Genomic DNA, 15,621 nt, shown 5'->3' on the forward strand with positions numbered 1-15,621 from the left:
AGTCTTGCATGAACGCTGCACTGCCAGGCCACACGGCCAGCGCTGATATCGCAGGTGTACCCGGGCAACGGCCGACTGCCGAGACCCTGCTGCAGGTGGACAACGTCAGCCTCGAATACCGCACCTCCGAACGGGTGGTGCGCGCAACGCATCAGGTCAGCTTCGAAGTGGACCGTGCCGATCGCTTCGTCCTGTTGGGCCCCTCCGGGTGTGGTAAATCCACGCTGCTCAAAGCGGTGGCGGGCTTCATCAAGCCCAGCGAAGGGCAGATTCGCCTCGCCGGAGAGCGCATAGAAGAGCCAGGCCCGGACCGTATCGTGGTGTTCCAGGAGTTCGATCAACTGCCCGCCTGGAAAACCGTGATCGAGAACGTGATGTTCCCGCTGCTGGCGTCGCGCACCTTGAAACGCGCCGAAGCCAACGAGCGCGCCCGTCACTACCTGGAGAAGGTCGGCCTCAGTGCTTTCGCCGATGCCTACCCGCATACGTTGTCTGGCGGCATGAAGGCGCGGGTCGCCATCGCTCGCGCGCTGGCCACGCAGCCGAAGATCCTGCTGATGGACGAACCGTTCGCGGCGCTCGACGCACTGACGCGGCGCAAGATGCAGGAAGAACTGCTGGAACTGTGGCAGGAAGTGCGCTTCACCTTGCTCTTCGTCACCCACTCCATCGAAGAAGCATTGGTGGTGGGCAACCGCATTTTGCTGCTGTCGCCGCACCCGGGGCGGGTGCGGGCGGAAATCAACAGCCACCAGTTCGACCTGAGCAGCCTGGGCGGCGTCGATTTCCAGGCCAGCGCCCAGCGCATCCATCGCCTGCTGTTCGACGAGGGCGAAGCGCCTGAGCTGGACCGTCCGGTGGATTTCCAGCGCCTGCGCATCGCCTACTGATCTCGCCGCATTCGGAGCAACGACATGAGCCTTTCCCCACCCGCACGCCAGGAGTACGAAGTCGTCCTGGAGCCGTTCACCCAAGCCGAACTGGTGCGCGACATCTCCTTGGCGCAGCGGATCTGGCAACAGGCCTGGGTGCGCAAGGGCGTGATCCTGCTCGCCCTGGCGGTTATCTGGGAACTGGCCGCCCGTTGGCAGAACAACGACTTGCTGCTGCCCAGCTTCATGCAGACCGCCCATGCCTTCATCGACGGTGTGGCCAGTGGCGAGCTGTTGAGCAAGGTCTGGATATCGCTGACGGTACTGATCAAGGGCTACCTGATCGGCATCGTCCTGGCCTTCGGCCTGACCACGCTGGCAGTGTCGACCCAGTTGGGGCGCGACCTGCTCAGCACTTTGACGGCAATGTTCAACCCCTTGCCGGCCATCGCGCTGTTGCCGCTGTCGCTGCTGTGGTTCGGCCTGGGCGAGAACAGCCTGATTTTCGTGCTGGTGCATTCGGTGCTGTGGGCATTGGCACTGAACACCTACGCAGGCTTCCTCGGCGTGTCGGAAACCCAGCGCATGGCGGGCCGCAACTACGGCCTGAGAGGGCTGCGATTCGTCTGGTACATCCTCATTCCGGCCGCGCTGCCGTCGATCCTGGCAGGCCTGAAGATCGGCTGGGCGTTCGCCTGGCGCACGTTGATCGCCGCTGAACTGGTGTTCGGCGCCTCGTCAGGCAAGGGTGGCCTGGGCTGGTACATCTTCCAGAATCGCAACGAGCTGTACACCGACAAGGTGTTCGCCGGCCTGGCTGCGGTGATCCTGATCGGCCTGTTGGTGGAAAACCTGCTGTTCAACACGTTCGAACGCCTCACCATCAAGCGCTGGGGCATGCAGCGCTGAGTCCATTTCCTTTAGTCCAGAGACTTCATCATGGTATTTGCAAGCAAGCTATCCCTGGCCTGCGGCCTGGCCGGCGCACTGCTGGCCAGCGGCGCCAGCGCGGAAGGCAAGATCAGCATCGCCCAGCAGTTCGGCATCGGTTACCTGATCCTCGATGTCGTGCGTGACCAGCAACTGATCGAGAAACACGGCAAGCAGCAGGGCGTGGACATCGAAGTGGACTGGAACAGCATTTCCGGAGCCACCGCGATGAACGAAGCGTTGCTCGCCGGTGCGTTGGATGTGGTGTCGGCCGGCGTGCCGCCGATGCTCACCGTCTGGGACCGCACCAAGGGTCGGCAGAACGTCAAGGCCATCGCGTCGCTGGGCTCGATGCCCAACTACCTGCTCAGTAACAATCCTGACGTCAAGACCTTGCAGGATTTCACCGACAAGGACCGCATCGCGGTGCCCGCCGCAGGGGTTGGCTTCCAGTCGCGCACTTTGCAGTTGGAGACGGCCAAACTCTATGGCGACAAGGAATTCAAGAAATTCGACAACATTTCGGTGAGCATTCCCCACCCGGACGCCACCTCGGCGCTGATGGCCGGCGGTTCGGAAATCAGCGCGCATTTCTCCAGCCCGCCGTTCCAGTACCAGGCCCTGGAAAACCCCAAGGTGCACAAGGTGCTCAGCAGCTACGACATCCTCGGCGGCCCGGCCACCTTCAATGTGCTGTACACCACGCAGAAATTCCACGACGACAACCCAAAGACCTACAAGGCGTTCTACGACGCTTTGGTGGAGGCCGCGCAGATCGTCAAGGCCGACAAGGTCGCCGCAGCCAAGACCTATATTCGCGTGGAGAAATCGACCTTGAGCGAGGCGTTCGTGGAAAAGATCGTCCAGGACCCGGAGATCGACTTCACGGTGGTGCCGCAACGCACCTTCATATATGCCGAGCGGCTGCATGAGCTGGGTGTGCTGAAGAACAAGGCAGACAGCTGGAAAGACTACTTCTTCGAAGAAGCCCACGGCGGCGCCGGTAGCTGATCCGCCCGCTCCCTCACCATCGACGCACACCTCGGCACCGACGTTCACGCACCCTGTGAACGTCGGTGCCGAGGTTTTTTTGCGGCGGGTAATTCAGGCCGGGGTCGGGGCGGGCAGGCCGAGGGCAGGGTAGTACTGGGCGAAACGCACGTTGTCATGCTGGTCGACCAGCTTCTTCAGGCGCTCGTTGAATGCCCGGCCCACGCCGTACTGACCGCCGGACACAGTGCGGAATTGCGAGGTCAGGACGATGCCATTGAGGTCCATCTTGTCCACCCCGAACACCTGCAACGGACCCTGCAGGTTGTGCTTGAGCATCACGTCCTCGACGATGGATTGCCCCGCCTGCTTGATCAGGTCCAGGGCGGTGTCGATGTCGCTGTCGTAGGTGAACTGCACCGAGAAGAACGCGTAGGCGAATTGCCGGGATTGATTGGTGACTGCCTTGATCTGGCCGAACGGCACCGAATGCACGAAGCCCTTGCCGTCGCGCAGGCGCAGGGTGCGGATGGTCAGGCTCTCCACCGTGCCGGCGTGGCCGGAGTCGAGTACCACCCAGTCGCCGATGGCGATGGTGTCTTCGATGAGGATGAACAGGCCGGTGATCACATCCTGCACCAGTTGCTGCGAACCAAAGCCGATGGCCAGGCCGACTACCCCGGCACCGGCCAGAAGCGGCGCAACGTTGATGCCCAGGTTGGCCATGGTGGTGATGGTGCAGATCACCAGCAGGATGATCTTGATGGCGTTGCGCAGCATCGGCAGGATGGTCAGCACCCGAGTGCTCGGCTGGCGCGAGGCGCGTTTGCCGACCGACGGCTTCAGTGCCTCCTGGATGGCTGTGTCCAGGACCACCCACAACAGCCAGGTGACCAGCAGGATCAAGCCGATGCTGCTCAGCGAATCGCTGATCGCCCGGCCCATGCTGTTGCTGGCGGCGAATTCGAGCATCGACACGCCCCAGATGCGTCCCAGCAGTTCGATGAAGGCGATGGCCATGACGATGCGCACCACGGCGTGGCCCAGGTTGCGCAGCAACTCTTTATAGGGCCGCAGGCGGGGTGCGGCAGTGGCGGCAGCGGCGGGTTTGAACAGGTGTTGCATGACAGTGCTGAGGAACACCGTAGCGATCAGCAGCACGGTGGTGAGCAGGGCGTTCTGCAAGGCTTTCTGGCTTTCCTCGCCGGCGCCGATCAGATGCACCGCCGAGACCAGAATCATCAGCAGGATGGGCAGGTACCACAGCGCCGAAAACAGCCGCAGCGACTCTTGCACTCCGCGGTGCTGCAGGCGCTGCGCCAGTGGCCGATTGCGGATCAGATGGGCCACCGGCCGACGCATGCGCACCACCAGCACCGCGAAGGACAAGGTGGCGAACAGGCCCGCGACCACCGCCAGGCTGGCGGTGAAGTTGGTGCCCAGCTGGCGGGCGATCTGCGGGCTGGTGAGGGCGTCGCTCAGGGCTGCCAGAAAGCCGATCATGAACAGCGGGCGCGGCGCATAGCGACGCAGTACCGTGACCGCAGCGCGCTTGTGACCGCTGTCGAACAACGTGATCACGCACATGATCACCGAGGTGGAGAAAATGCCGCTGCTGGTGGCGTAGGCCAGCGACATGCCGATGGCTCTGGCGATGGATGCGTCCAGCGAGTGACTGGCATACAGCGTCACTGGCAGGGCAATGATAGCCGGCAAGGTGAACGGCAGGATGTAGCCCAACAGGTTGTGCAGGCGCGGACGCTCGCGGACGAAACGACGGTGGCCGCTGCGGGCAACGATGAAGCGCCCGAGAAAATGCGCGAGCAGAAACGCTGCCATCCAACACACCGACAGCAGAATGAAATCCGTTGCCAGGTCGAGCGCCGAGTGGGAGTGTCGATTGATCAGCTTATCGACCTCGCTGGCGGCGCGGTCGGTGCGCAGGCGCCAGGTGTCGAGCAGATGTTCGTCGAGATCGAGCTTCTTCTGCACGTCGTCGATGCCGGTACTGATGGCACCCAGCAAGCCGCCTTGCACCAGCGGTGCTGGTTCTTCGACAGGCGCATCGGCCGCCGGGGCTTCAGCGGCCTGCAAGGTGGAAGTCAGCAGCAGGAACAGCAGGGGGAGGAGGATTTTCGGCGGGGAACTGAACACAATGCGGGTCGCTCTATTGATCGGTACACCAGTCGTTGAGTGAATTTTTACCGGCAAGTTCGCCGATCCACGGCATTTGTCGCGATTGTTCATCTTGCATTCAAGGTAGTCGCCTGTCGCTCGAGCGGTGCGCGCGGCTGCATGAAACTCTTTATCCAAGGCTTTGATCATGTCGTCGAGCAGCACCTTCGCCACCGCCACGCCGGGTCGGCAAGAGCAGTTTTCCACCCGTATCGCTTTCTTCATCGCCGGCTTCGCCATGGCTGCCTGGGCGCCGCTGGTGCCGCTGGCCAAGGCGCGGGCGCAGCTCAGCGACGGCAGCCTGGGCTTGCTGCTGCTTGGGCTGGGCGCAGGTTCCATCCTGGCCATGCCATTGGCGGGTTATTTCTGCGCGCGCTGGGGCTGCCGACGCGTCATCGTCGGTGCAGCCTTGCTCATCTGCCTGACATTGCCGCTGCTGGCCAGCGTGGCGACCCTGCCGCTGTTGATTGCCGCAATCCTGGTGTTCGGCGCCGGAATGGGCGCCATCGATTGCGCCATGAACATCCAGGCGGTGCTGGTCGAGAAGGCCAGTGGTCGGCCGATGATGTCCGGCTTCCACGGTTTGTTCAGTGTGGGTGGCATCCTCGGAGCGGGCGGCATGACCGCTTTGCTTGCGCTCGGCCTGACGCCGCTGCTGGCGGTGGCCTGCGTGGTAGCGCTGACCCTTGTCGCGGTATTCAAGGCGGCGCCGCATCTGCTGCCCTATGGCAATGAAAGCGACGGCCCGCTGTTCGCCGTGCCACGTGGGATCGTGCTGTTCCTCGGGGCGCTGTGTTTCATCGTCTTTCTCACCGAGGGGGCCATGCTCGACTGGAGTGCTGTATTCCTGGTTTCCGAGCGCGACATGCAACCTGCCTACGCAGGGCTTGGCTACGCTGCCTTCGCCACGACCATGACGATCGGCCGCCTGACCGGCGATGCCATCGTCTCGCGTTTCGGTGGCGCCCGGGTCACGTTGTACGGGGGGCTCTGCGCGGCAATCGGTCTGGCCTTGTCGCTGGCCGTTCCGGCGTGGCCGGCGGCATTGCTGGGCTATGCCTTGATCGGCGCAGGCTGCTCGAACATCGTCCCGGTGCTGTTCACCGCGGTCGGGCGCCAGACCACCATGCCGCAGAGCGCCGCCATTCCTGCCATGACGTCCCTGGGGTATGCAGGCATCCTGGTAGGCCCGGCTTTCATCGGCTTCGTGGCCCACGCCAGCAGCCTGTCGATTGCCCTGGGCGTGTTGATCGTGATGCTCCTGTTCGTCGCGGCCAGCGGGCGCTACCTGCGAAACTGAACGGCCCGTGCAGGGTCTACGCTGAACGTTCATCAACCGCCCATTGATCGCCACTCGATACGGAGTTCAGCCATGCAACTGCACGGATCCTGTCACTGCGGTGCCGTCACTTTCAGCCTGCACAGCGCCCATCCTTACCCTTATCAGCGGTGCTACTGTTCGATCTGCCGCAAGACCCAGGGTGGCGGCGGTTACGCCATCAACCTGGGCGGCGAAGCGGCCAGTCTCAATGTGCAGGGTCGTAGTCATATCACCGTCTACCATGCCAGGTTGCCCGACGAGAACGGCAGCGGCACTCACCCCAGTACTGCCGAGCGGCATTTCTGCCACCTGTGCGGCAGCGCCTTGTGGTTGTTCGATCCGGCCTGGCCGGAGCTGGTGCATCCATTCGCCAGTGCCATCGACAGCGAGTTGCCGGTGCCGCCCGAACACACCCACCTGCTGCTCGATTCCAAGGCGAGCTGGGTCGAGGTGCAGTCCGGCAAGCACGACCGGCAGTTTCAACAGTACCCGGACGAGTCGCTTGCGCAGTGGCACGAGAGGCTCGGCCTGACCCAGCCTTGAGTGGTGCAGGTCGATATTTGAAACATGGTGAATCACCTCGACGAGCTCGCCGGGCCATGCCGCGGCGAACGTCAGGGACAATTCATCCTCAAATCCCTGAATCCACCGTGATCGAGGGCGAGATACCCATGAAGTTGTCCCTACTGGCGTCGCTGATGCTTGGCACGATGCTGTCTCATTCGGCGATGGCCCACGTGTCGATCGCCACCGAGCAACCGCGTCAGCCAATCACCGTGGCCGCCAACGATACCTCCAATCCCTACAACAGCCCCACTCGACGGATCAATCCGAACAGCCGCCAGGGCACTACCGCGCCCAATCCGCAACTGCGCCAGCCGACGCCGCGCAGCGACAATCCGCGACCGCCGACGCTTGAAAACCGCGGCATCGGCAACGGCGAGAACCTGCGCCGCCCGGCCAACGGCACCCAACAACCCCGCACCGCCCCTGGCACGCGTTGATCACTCCATTCTTGCTGAAGGATAAGCCCATGCTGCAGAAAACCCTTTTGGCCTCGGCTTGCGCCGGCCTTGCGCTGTACGGACTGGCCGCTTCGGCGGCAACGGTGACCACTTACCCGAGCGAACTGGGCCAGATCACCGTGACAACCGTGGCCGAAGGCCTCAAATACCCTTGGGGTTTGGCCTTCCTGCCGGACAACAAGGGCATGCTGGTCACTGAAAAACCGGGTGATCTGCGCGTGGTCAGCGCCGAGGGCAAAATCTCTTCACCCATCAGCGGTGTACCGCAGGTATGGGCGAAGAATCAAGGCGGGTTGCTCGACGTGGTGCTGTCACCCGACTTCAAGGCCGACCGCATGGTCTACCTGTCGTATGCCGAACAGGGCCAGGATGGCAAGGGCGGCACCGCCGTGGGTCGTGGACGGTTGTCCGAAGACCTGACTCATCTGGAAAACTTCACCACGATTTTCCGCCAGGAGCCGAAGCTGTCGGTCGGCAATCACTTCGGTTCCCGTCTGGTCTTCGACCGCGACGGCTACCTGTTCATCGCCCTGGGCGAAAACAACGAGCGTGCCACTTCTCAGGACCTGGACAAGCTGCAGGGCAAGGTCGTGCGCATCTTCGCCGACGGCAAGGTGCCCAAGGACAACCCGTTCGTGGGGCAGAAGGGCGTGCGTCCGGAAATCTGGTCATTCGGGCATCGTAACCAGCAAGGCGCTGCGCTGAACCCGTGGACCGGCACCCTCTGGACCCATGAGCACGGCGCCCGTGGCGGTGACGAGCTGAACATCATCGAGCGCGGCGCCAATTACGGCTGGCCGCTCTACACCCACGGGATCAATTACTCCGGAGAGCCGATTCCCGAGGCCCGCGGCAAGACCGGGCCGGGCATCACCGATCCGTACCATGTGTGGGAAAAGTCACCGGCCATCAGCGGCATGGCGTTCTATGACAACGACAAGTTCAAGCGCTGGAACCACAATCTGTTCATCGGTGCGTTAGCCTCCGAAGACCTGATTCGCCTGCAGTTCGAGGGTGACAAGGTGATTCACGAGGAACGTCTGCTGGGTGAACGCGGCGAGCGGATCCGCGACGTGCGCCAAGGCCCGGATGGCTATCTGTATGTGTTGACCGATGACGACGACGGGGAATTGCTCAAGATCGGTCTTGAATGAATCTGCACGTTTCATCGTTTATCTGAAACCTCTCGTTCATCTTCGAGTCGATTGCTGGTCAATGGCCAGCATGGTCTCGACGATTTCGTCTCTTCAAGAGGTTCAGCATGATCGGCGTCATCATTCCTGTGCAAAACGAGCACGCCAGTCTCGACCGATGCCTGCGATCGGTCATGTTGGCTGCCGAGCACGGCACGCTGTGTACCGAACTGGTACGCATCGTCGTGGTGCTCGACGCCTGCAGTGACAGGTCGCGCGATATCGCCCAGCGCTATCCGGTACGGCTGATCGATACCAATGCCGCCAACAAGGTAGCGGCGAGGGCCGCAGGCGCCGCACACCTGGTACAGGCGGGCGCACGATGGCTGGCCTGGACGGAAGCGGATGTGCGGGTGCCTGATGACTGGCTGGCCGCGCAGCTGGCCTACGGGGTCGACGCTGTGTGCGGGCGGGTGGATGCCGAACCGGGTGCCAGCCGCTTCGTCCAGGGTCGGCGGCGGCGCTCGGTGACCATGGATGAACGGCGCTCGAACGTGCATATGGCCAATCTCGGTATGAGCACCCTGGCCTACATGGATGCCGGAGGGCTGAATGCGAACTTGGGTCATGACGAGCGGCATCTGATCGAACAGGTGGAGGCCCGCGGCCGGCGCATTGCCTGGAGCGGCTCGGTGCGTGTCAGCCGGTGTGCACCGGCGGGCAGCGGTTACGGCGAGCCGGCGCGGTTGCCGGGGTTGTGCAAGGTGAGTGGGTTCTGACGAGGTGAACGTGACATGGTGAGTGTGATCACACTGGTGCATGGCCGCGAGCGACAGCTGGACAATGTCATCCGTGGACTGGAGCAGGGCAACCTGATGCCCGAGGCGTTCTGGGTGGTGTTCATGAATCAGCCGGCGCGTGATTTGCACAGTGAGTGCTTTCCCATCCACTGCCTCGTGGTCGATGATGCGTCTCATGGCTTGCCGCTGGCGAAAGCGCGCAATGCCGTGCGCCAATGCGGGGGCGAGCATTGGGTGTTCCTCGACGTGGACTGCATCCCGAGCCAAAGCCTGCTGTCCGATTACGCGGCCGCGCTGCGTGAAAGGCCTGAAGCTTTGCACCTGGGCGAGGTCCGTTACTTGCCCAGTACCGCCCGGATTGAAGACTGGACTCAAGCCACGTTGATGCGCGACGGCGTTGCCCATCCGCTCAGCCAATACCGCGGGAAGCCGGGTTCGCTGCTTGCGCATCACCTGTTCTGGTCGCTGAATTTCGCTTGCACCCGTGAGGTATTCGAACGCATCGGTGGCTTTGACGAGGGGTACCTGGGCTACGGCGCCGAAGACACCGATTTCGCGTTCAGCGCACGTCACCATGGCGTGGAGCTACGAGTGGCAGCGGCCCTGGCCTTCCATCAATACCACCCGACCTGGCGTCCGCCGCTCAACCATTTTTCGGCGATCGTAGCCAATGCTCAGCGCTTTCACCAGCGCTGGGCGCAATGGCCGATGGAGGGGTGGCTCGGCGAATTTGCGGAGCTGGGCCTGGTGAGCTGGACGTCTGACTCGCTGGAGATCCTGCGTTATCCCACTGATGCCGAGGTCGATGCTTGCCTGGACAAGGCCGGCTCGGGGTTCTAAAAGCCTGGTCAGATCCGGCAATGATTGTGCGCTTGCCCTGGGCTCATCTGTTTTCTACGTTGAAGGCTTTTCGGTGGACAGGGAATGTCGGCGTGCAGAAAAGCCTATGTATTGCGCAAGGGGCGCTGCAGCGAGGTAGGCCGGATTTACTCGATCACCTGTGTGACGGCTGATCGGGCTCCCGTTTTTTCCTGCTTACATACCGCCCGGGCGCTGGTTGCTCAGTTGCGCGCCCTGCATGACGCAGGGGACGTAGAGTCGTTGGCCTGGGTGGTGATGCCGGATCATCTGCACTGGTTGTTTCAATTGCGAAAAGGCGATTTGGCTACGATCGTTTGCCGGATGAAAGCGCGCAGCAGCCTGGCCATCAATCGCCGCAACGGGACCTGTGGCCGACTCTGGCAGAAAGGGTATTACGACCGTGCCCTGCGCCGCGAAGATGATCTCAGAAGCGCAGCCCGCTACATCATCATGAACCCGGTCCGCGCCGGGCTGGTTCAGAAGGTTGGCGATTATCCTTTGTGGGACGCGATATGGCTGTGATCAGCGATCGCGTGCACCGCCGACGCGGCTCGCGCGGTGGTGGGTCAGGCGCAACGCGGACACCGCCGACGCGGCTTGCGCCGCTGCTACAGGCACCGAGAACCCCTGTAGCAGCGGCGCAAGCCGCGTCCGGGGGTGGTGTGGTGGGTCAGGAGGAATGCGTAGACCGCCGACGCGGCTCGCGCCGCTGCTACAAATCACTCGCCTGTAGCAGCGGCGCAAGCCGCGTCCGGGCGCGCTGTGGTGGGTCAGGCAGAACGCATAAACCGCCGACGCGGCTTGCGCCGCTGCTACAAATCACTCGCCTGTAGCAGCGGCGCAAGCCGCGTCCGGGGGTGGTGTGGTGGGTCAGACGGAACGCGGACACCGCCGACGCGGCTCGCGCCGCTGCTACAGGGGATCGCGTTCGAGGAGGTGGGTGATGCGGCCGACCAGGTCGCCCATGCGGAAGGGCTTGATGACCATGTCCATGCCTTCAGCGAGGAAGGTCTGCAGGTCCAAGGCGTTTTCCGCGTAGCCGGTCATGAACAGCACCGGCAGTTCGGGACGCAAGGCGCGAGCAGCGTCGGCGAGAACGCGGCCGTTCATTTGCGGCAGGCCGACGTCGGTCAACAGCAGCTGGATCGACGGGTCATCGCGCACGATATCCAATGCATCCAGCGCACTTTCTACCTCGGTGCAGCGGTACCCTGCGTCGATCAGCGCCTCAACCACGAACATCCGTACCGACGCCATGTCTTCCACCACCAGCAAGTGCTCACCGTTACCGCGGTTCTCCAACTGCACCGGCTCGCTGGGCTGCGGCAGCAGCGCCAGGCCAGCCGGCAGCATCAGGGTGACCTCGGTGCCGTGGCCAAGCAGGCTGCGGATTCGCACATCGCCACCGGACTGCCGGGCAAATCCGTAGATCGTCGACAGACCCAACCCCGTACCCTTGCCAACGGCCTTGGTGGTGAAGAACGGGTCGAAGACCTTGTCGATGATGCTGTGATCGATCCCGGTACCGTCGTCACGCACCGACAGCACCACGTAGTCGCCATCGGCCAGGCGTGTGTCGCCCCGCGAATAGGCGGCGAAGGTCGACAGACGAATGTTGCCGCCCTCGGGCAGCGCGTCGCGGGCATTGATCACCAGGTTGAGCACCGCATTCTCGAATTGGATCGGATCGACCATGGCGATGGCTGCGCTGTCGGTCAGGTCCAGGCTCAGGGTGATCCGTTCACCGATGGTGCGGCGCAACAGGTCTTCCAGCGAATGCACATGCTGGTTGATCGCGATCGGCCGCGTATCGAGCGGCTGCTGGCGGGCGAAGGCCAGCATGCGATGGGTGAGGGCGGCCGCATTGGTTGCCGACTGCAGCGCCGCATCGGCATAGCGTGACACGGCTTTGTCGACGCTGCCGGTGGCACCTTGCACAGCGGAGGGCTCGACCCGCTTCTTGATCAGCTCCAGCGCCGTGATGATGCCGGTCAGCAGGTTGTTGAAGTCATGCGCAATACCCCCGGTAAGCTTGCCCAAGGCGTCCATTTTCTGCACTTGCAACAGTTGCGTCTCGGTGCGCGCGCGCTCGGCCACTTCCTGCGCCAACAATGTCTGTGCGTCTGCCAACTGGATCTGTTGCTGACGCTCGCGCTGCCGGTGCTCGGTCACATCCTCGATGAACACCAGGCTGTGCCCGGGTGCGCGATAGGGCGAGACCTGCCATTCGGTTTCACGCAGTTGATCGTCGACCCTGATGGTCAGGTTGCCACGCCAGCGTTCGCCTTTGCTCAAGCGCACCTGCAGGTCGTCCAGCACGCTTTCCTGCCCGGCCGCCAGTTGCGCTTGCAGGCTGGTGAGGGACACCGGGGTAGGCAGCAGTTGCGAGAACGCATGATTGCACTCGATCACCTGCAGCTGCTCGTCGATCACCGCGATGGGCGCGGCGATGTTGGCGAAAATCTCGCGAAAGCGTGCCTCGCTTTCGCGCAGCGCGTTCTCGGTGTCACGCACGCGCAGCAGAGTGCGCAGGGTGGCCAACAGCACGTCGGCGTCCACTGGATGGATGAGGTACGCATCGGCTCCGGCTTCCAGACCCGTGATGATGTCGCCGGTCTGAATGGACGCCGCCGACACATGGATGATCGGCAGCAGGGCGGTGGCCGGCTTGGCGCGCAGCAGTCGGACGATGTCGAAACCGCTCATGTCCGGCAGGTTGACGTCGAGAATCAACGCGTCCAGTTGCTCGCTGGCGATCAGCGCCAGGCCATCGCCGCCAGTGCCGGCTTCCAGAATGACGATGCCGTGGCGTTCCAATCGGCGCCGCAGCGCGTAGCGAGTGGCGCTGTTGTCGTCGACGATGAGTACCCGCACTTCAGGTGTCATGGCCAGGCTCCGGCGCAATGGCCAACGGAATGATCACAAAGAATGTCGAGCCCACCCCCGGGCTGCTTTGCACGCCAACCGTGCCGCCCAGCAACTCGGCGAAGCGCTTGCACAGCGACAGGCCCAGGCCCGTGCCGCGCAGGCGTTTCTGCACCGGCGAATCGATCTGGGCAAAGTCCTCGAACAACGTACCATGCAGCTCGGCGGGAATGCCGATACCGGTATCGCTCACGGCGAAGCGGATCTGCGATGGCGATTCCAGCCTGGCCGACACCCGCACCTCACCTGCGAGGGTGAACTTCAACGAGTTGGAAATGAAGTTGCGCAGGATCTGCGCGAGTTTCTTGTCATCTGTATAGAGGCGTGGCAGTCCGACAGGCTCTTCGAAGATGAGGTCCACGGCGCTGGCATTGACGATCGGCCGGAACATGCCGCGCAACGCCGAGAACAGATCGAACATGTCGAACCATGCCGGCGATATGCTGATCCGACCTGCCTCGATCTTGGCCAGGTCGAGCAGGTCGTCGACCATGTCGCTGAGTTCCTGGGCGGCGTGAGTGATGAAACTCACCTGCTTCTGCTGCTCCGGTGCCAAGGGGCCGTCCAGTTCATCGGCAAGCAGGCCGGTAATGCTCAGGATCGAGCCCAGCGGGGTGCGGAATTCGTGGCTCATGTAGGACAGGAAGCGGCTCTTTAGGTCCGAAGCCTGGCGCAGTTCCTCAGCCTGGCCGTCGAGTTCGCCATACAGTGCCAGCACGCCCTGGTTGGTTTCATCCAGTTCGTCACGCAAGGCCTGGGCCTCGGCACGCAGTTGGGCGATCAATGCCGCACTGGCCTCGGCATCCAGATCGAGGGGTTCAGACATGGGGTGGCTCCAGAGCGATGACCAATACGGTGATGTCGTCGCGGCCGCGACAGAAGTCGCGGTACAGCACCGACGCGATGATGGCGGGGTGAAGGTGGACCAGGCCCGGGTAGTCGGCCATGTTCCAGCGCGACTGCAACCCGTCGCTGTACAGAACGAGCAACTGCTCGTTCGCCTCGTCGAACGTGAAGGCTTGCGCGCGACGGAACTGTCCGCCGACGATGCCCGGATGGGACGCCAGTCCGCGGCTCTTGCCCGGCGATAGCAGCGTGGCGCCGATGTTGCCGATGCCGGCGAAACGCAGTTGCCCGGCGTGGTATTCGAACTGGGCAACGGCCACTGCGCCACCGCGTGTGCCGTTCATGGCCTGGTGCATGTCGTCGAGCACATGTTCGGGCCGTGCGAACGGTGCCTGAGCGAACGCCTGGCAACCTGCGCGTGCGGCCTTTTCGGCCTCTTCGCCATGACCGAGACCATCGACCACCACGGCGCTGATACCCTCGCCGGCGAACGTTACCTGCCAGGCATCGCCACACGCCGGGTCGTCGTGCAGCGAGCGCTGGGTCACGCCCAGGCGCAGGTCGGCGAGCTTGTCGCGCTTGCGGTACAGGCGTGCCAGCACTACTGAACCGCGGGCGTCGCTGTACGCATCGAACACTTCCGACTGCCGCGCCAGCGCGCCGAGGCCGATGCCTTGAGTGCCGCGCGTGGAATAGCCGTCGGCCATGCACTCGTGCAGCTCGAAACCAGTGCCGCGGTCCACTGCCAGCAGTTCCACACCCGGTGAAGTTGGATGGGGCAGGGCACGCAGGTGCAGCTCGCCGTGGCCGGCATGCTTGAGGATATTGCTGGCCAGCTCGGTGGCCAACAGCGCCACGCGGCCGCAGTCGGTTTCGTCGAGGCCCTGGGTCTGCGCCATGTTCTGCGCGGCACGGCGGGCTTCGCCTACCTGGCTGGGGTCCTGCAGTGCGATCACCTGGGTGATGACACTGCGCAAGGTCAGGTCCATCGAGTGATCGTCACGCGAGTGCCCTGGCCAGGCGCGGTATCCAGTTCGAACTCCTCGACCAGGCGACGTGCACCGGTCAGGCCCAGGCCAAGCCCGTTGCCCGAGGTCCAGCCATCGGTCAGTGCCAGTTTCAGATCGGGGATGCCCGGGCCTTCGTCGCGAAACGTCAGGCGCAGGCCTTTGCGCACCCCGTCATCGAGAATTTGCCAGTCCATGTCGCCGCCACCGCCATAGACCACGGTGTTGCGCGCCAGCTCGCTGACCGCCGTCACCAGCTTGGTCAGGTCGATCAGGCGCATGCCGCAGTCCTGGGCCAACTTGCGCGCCGTCTGGCGGGCCAGCACCACGTCCTGTTCGAGGCGCACCGGTTGACTGCCGCTGCTCTCGATGTTCATGAGCCGTTCACCCGTGCCTGCAGCAGGCGCATGCCGCGCTCCACGTTCAGCGCGGTGCTCACGCCCGGCAGGTTCATGCCCAGCTCGACCAGCGTGATCGCCACGGCGGGCTGCATGCCGACCAGCACGGTTTCGGCGTCCATGATCCGCGACAGGCCGGAGATGGTGCCGATCATCCGGCCGATGAACGAATCGACCATGTCCAGTGCGGAAATGTCGATCAATACGCCCCGGGCCGAAGTCTTGCTGATCTTTTCCGACAGGTCATCCTGCAGCGCCAGCGCCAGTTGATCGTGCATGTCGACCTGGATGGTCACCAGCAGGTACGCGCCCATCTGCAATATAGGGATGCGTTCCAT

16 protein-coding genes are annotated in these 15,621 nt (G+C 63.3%); 10 read left to right on the plus strand and 6 right to left on the minus strand.

Translation table 11 applies throughout. The annotated features are described in order from the left end of the window. Positions 1–8 precede the first annotated feature (8 nt). The 3 genes from IFT80_RS03795 to IFT80_RS03805 are packed head-to-tail and all read left to right on the plus strand — an operon-like array spanning position 9 to position 2,813. A complete protein-coding gene (locus IFT80_RS03795; protein WP_192136785.1) occupies positions 9–890 on the plus strand; it encodes an ABC transporter ATP-binding protein in 882 nt (293 codons plus the stop codon). A gap of 24 nt (positions 891–914) precedes the next feature. Continuing rightward, a complete protein-coding gene (locus tag IFT80_RS03800) occupies positions 915–1,781 on the plus strand; it encodes an ABC transporter permease (protein WP_185793377.1) in 867 nt (288 codons plus the stop codon). A 30-nt stretch (positions 1,782–1,811) separates the two neighbouring features. Beyond that, positions 1,812–2,813: an ABC transporter substrate-binding protein gene (locus tag IFT80_RS03805; RefSeq protein ID WP_122478169.1), complete on the plus strand. Its 1,002-nt coding sequence runs from the start codon at positions 1,812–1,814 to the stop codon at positions 2,811–2,813. A 93-nt stretch (positions 2,814–2,906) separates the two neighbouring features. Here the strand turns inward: IFT80_RS03805 and IFT80_RS03810 are convergent, their stop codons facing one another. Then, positions 2,907–4,946 carry a mechanosensitive ion channel family protein gene (locus IFT80_RS03810; protein ID WP_446730973.1) on the minus strand — a complete coding sequence of 680 codons (2,040 nt, stop codon included), beginning with the start codon at positions 4,944–4,946 and terminating at the stop codon, positions 2,907–2,909. Between the two features lie 169 nt (positions 4,947–5,115). On the opposite strand from IFT80_RS03810, the gene IFT80_RS03815 reads away from it, so the two are divergent. The 7 genes from IFT80_RS03815 (at position 5,116) to IFT80_RS03845 (ending at position 10,629) form a co-directional block, all read left to right on the plus strand. Next, entirely contained in the window at positions 5,116–6,267 is a 1,152-nt protein-coding gene (locus tag IFT80_RS03815; RefSeq protein WP_192136787.1) for an MFS transporter, read from the plus strand. Positions 6,268–6,339: 72 nt separating this feature from the next. Further along, entirely contained in the window at positions 6,340–6,831 is a 492-nt protein-coding gene (locus tag IFT80_RS03820; protein ID WP_192057113.1) for a GFA family protein, read from the plus strand. A gap of 128 nt (positions 6,832–6,959) precedes the next feature. After that, complete coding sequence (locus tag IFT80_RS03825; RefSeq protein WP_446730974.1) at positions 6,960–7,292, plus strand: hypothetical protein; 333 nt, start codon at positions 6,960–6,962, stop codon at positions 7,290–7,292. Between the two features lie 29 nt (positions 7,293–7,321). After that, entirely contained in the window at positions 7,322–8,467 is a 1,146-nt protein-coding gene (locus IFT80_RS03830) for a PQQ-dependent sugar dehydrogenase (protein ID WP_192136788.1), read from the plus strand. Positions 8,468–8,574: 107 nt separating this feature from the next. Continuing rightward, a complete protein-coding gene (locus IFT80_RS03835; protein WP_192136789.1) occupies positions 8,575–9,225 on the plus strand; it encodes a glycosyltransferase in 651 nt (216 codons plus the stop codon). Between the two features lie 15 nt (positions 9,226–9,240). Next, the gene (locus tag IFT80_RS03840) at positions 9,241–10,086 is read left to right on the plus strand and encodes a glycosyltransferase family 2 protein (RefSeq protein ID WP_197975701.1); all 846 of its coding nucleotides are present in this window, start codon (positions 9,241–9,243) and stop codon (positions 10,084–10,086) included. Positions 10,087–10,170: 84 nt separating this feature from the next. Then, a complete protein-coding gene (locus IFT80_RS03845) occupies positions 10,171–10,629 on the plus strand; it encodes an REP-associated tyrosine transposase (RefSeq protein ID WP_192102025.1) in 459 nt (152 codons plus the stop codon). Between the two features lie 390 nt (positions 10,630–11,019). Here the strand turns inward: IFT80_RS03845 and IFT80_RS03850 are convergent, their stop codons facing one another. The 5 genes from IFT80_RS03850 to IFT80_RS03870 are packed head-to-tail and all read right to left on the minus strand — an operon-like array spanning position 11,020 to position 15,621. After that, positions 11,020–12,993 carry a response regulator gene (locus IFT80_RS03850; protein ID WP_192057111.1) on the minus strand — a complete coding sequence of 658 codons (1,974 nt, stop codon included), beginning with the start codon at positions 12,991–12,993 and terminating at the stop codon, positions 11,020–11,022. Next, positions 12,983–13,858, minus strand: coding sequence for a sensor histidine kinase (locus IFT80_RS03855; RefSeq protein WP_122478158.1), 876 nt, complete (start codon positions 13,856–13,858; stop codon positions 12,983–12,985). Before IFT80_RS03855 ends, IFT80_RS03850 begins: the two co-directional genes overlap by 11 nt. Next, positions 13,851–14,867 carry an ATP-binding protein gene (locus IFT80_RS03860; protein WP_192136790.1) on the minus strand — a complete coding sequence of 339 codons (1,017 nt, stop codon included), beginning with the start codon at positions 14,865–14,867 and terminating at the stop codon, positions 13,851–13,853. The genes IFT80_RS03855 and IFT80_RS03860 overlap by 8 nt, the downstream gene beginning before the upstream one ends. Next, positions 14,858–15,262, minus strand: a complete 405-nt coding sequence (locus tag IFT80_RS03865) for an anti-sigma regulatory factor (RefSeq protein WP_122715337.1) — start codon at positions 15,260–15,262, stop codon at positions 14,858–14,860. The genes IFT80_RS03860 and IFT80_RS03865 overlap by 10 nt, the downstream gene beginning before the upstream one ends. Further along, positions 15,259–15,621, minus strand: a complete 363-nt coding sequence (locus IFT80_RS03870; RefSeq protein ID WP_122478154.1) for an STAS domain-containing protein — start codon at positions 15,619–15,621, stop codon at positions 15,259–15,261. Before IFT80_RS03870 ends, IFT80_RS03865 begins: the two co-directional genes overlap by 4 nt.

The sequence above is a fragment of the Pseudomonas sp. CFBP 8771 genome (genome assembly GCF_014841695.1).
Classification (GTDB): domain Bacteria; phylum Pseudomonadota; class Gammaproteobacteria; order Pseudomonadales; family Pseudomonadaceae; genus Aquipseudomonas; species Aquipseudomonas baltica.

Bases quoted from the DNA above. Each gene is read 5' to 3' on its own strand.
- IFT80_RS03855 (WP_122478158.1), bottom strand. From the start codon at position 13,858: ATGTCTGAACCCCTCGATCTGGATGCCGAGGCCAGTGCGGCATTGATC.
- IFT80_RS03860 (WP_192136790.1), bottom strand. From the start codon at position 14,867: ATGGACCTGACCTTGCGCAGTGTCATCACCCAGGTGATCGCACTGCAG.
- IFT80_RS03850 (WP_192057111.1), bottom strand. From the start codon at position 12,993: ATGACACCTGAAGTGCGGGTACTCATCGTCGACGACAACAGCGCCACT.
- IFT80_RS03820 (WP_192057113.1), top strand. From the start codon at position 6,340: ATGCAACTGCACGGATCCTGTCACTGCGGTGCCGTCACTTTCAGCCTG.
- IFT80_RS03835 (WP_192136789.1), top strand. From the start codon at position 8,575: ATGATCGGCGTCATCATTCCTGTGCAAAACGAGCACGCCAGTCTCGAC.
- IFT80_RS03865 (WP_122715337.1), bottom strand. From the start codon at position 15,262: ATGAACATCGAGAGCAGCGGCAGTCAACCGGTGCGCCTCGAACAGGAC.
- IFT80_RS03805 (WP_122478169.1), top strand. From the start codon at position 1,812: ATGGTATTTGCAAGCAAGCTATCCCTGGCCTGCGGCCTGGCCGGCGCA.
- IFT80_RS03800 (WP_185793377.1), top strand. From the start codon at position 915: ATGAGCCTTTCCCCACCCGCACGCCAGGAGTACGAAGTCGTCCTGGAG.
- IFT80_RS03845 (WP_192102025.1), top strand. From the start codon at position 10,171: ATGTCGGCGTGCAGAAAAGCCTATGTATTGCGCAAGGGGCGCTGCAGC.
- IFT80_RS03825 (WP_446730974.1), top strand. From the start codon at position 6,960: ATGAAGTTGTCCCTACTGGCGTCGCTGATGCTTGGCACGATGCTGTCT.
- IFT80_RS03840 (WP_197975701.1), top strand. From the start codon at position 9,241: ATGGTGAGTGTGATCACACTGGTGCATGGCCGCGAGCGACAGCTGGAC.
- IFT80_RS03870 (WP_122478154.1), bottom strand. From the start codon at position 15,621: ATGGAACGCATCCCTATATTGCAGATGGGCGCGTACCTGCTGGTGACC.
- IFT80_RS03830 (WP_192136788.1), top strand. From the start codon at position 7,322: ATGCTGCAGAAAACCCTTTTGGCCTCGGCTTGCGCCGGCCTTGCGCTG.
- IFT80_RS03795 (WP_192136785.1), top strand. From the start codon at position 9: ATGAACGCTGCACTGCCAGGCCACACGGCCAGCGCTGATATCGCAGGT.
- IFT80_RS03815 (WP_192136787.1), top strand. From the start codon at position 5,116: ATGTCGTCGAGCAGCACCTTCGCCACCGCCACGCCGGGTCGGCAAGAG.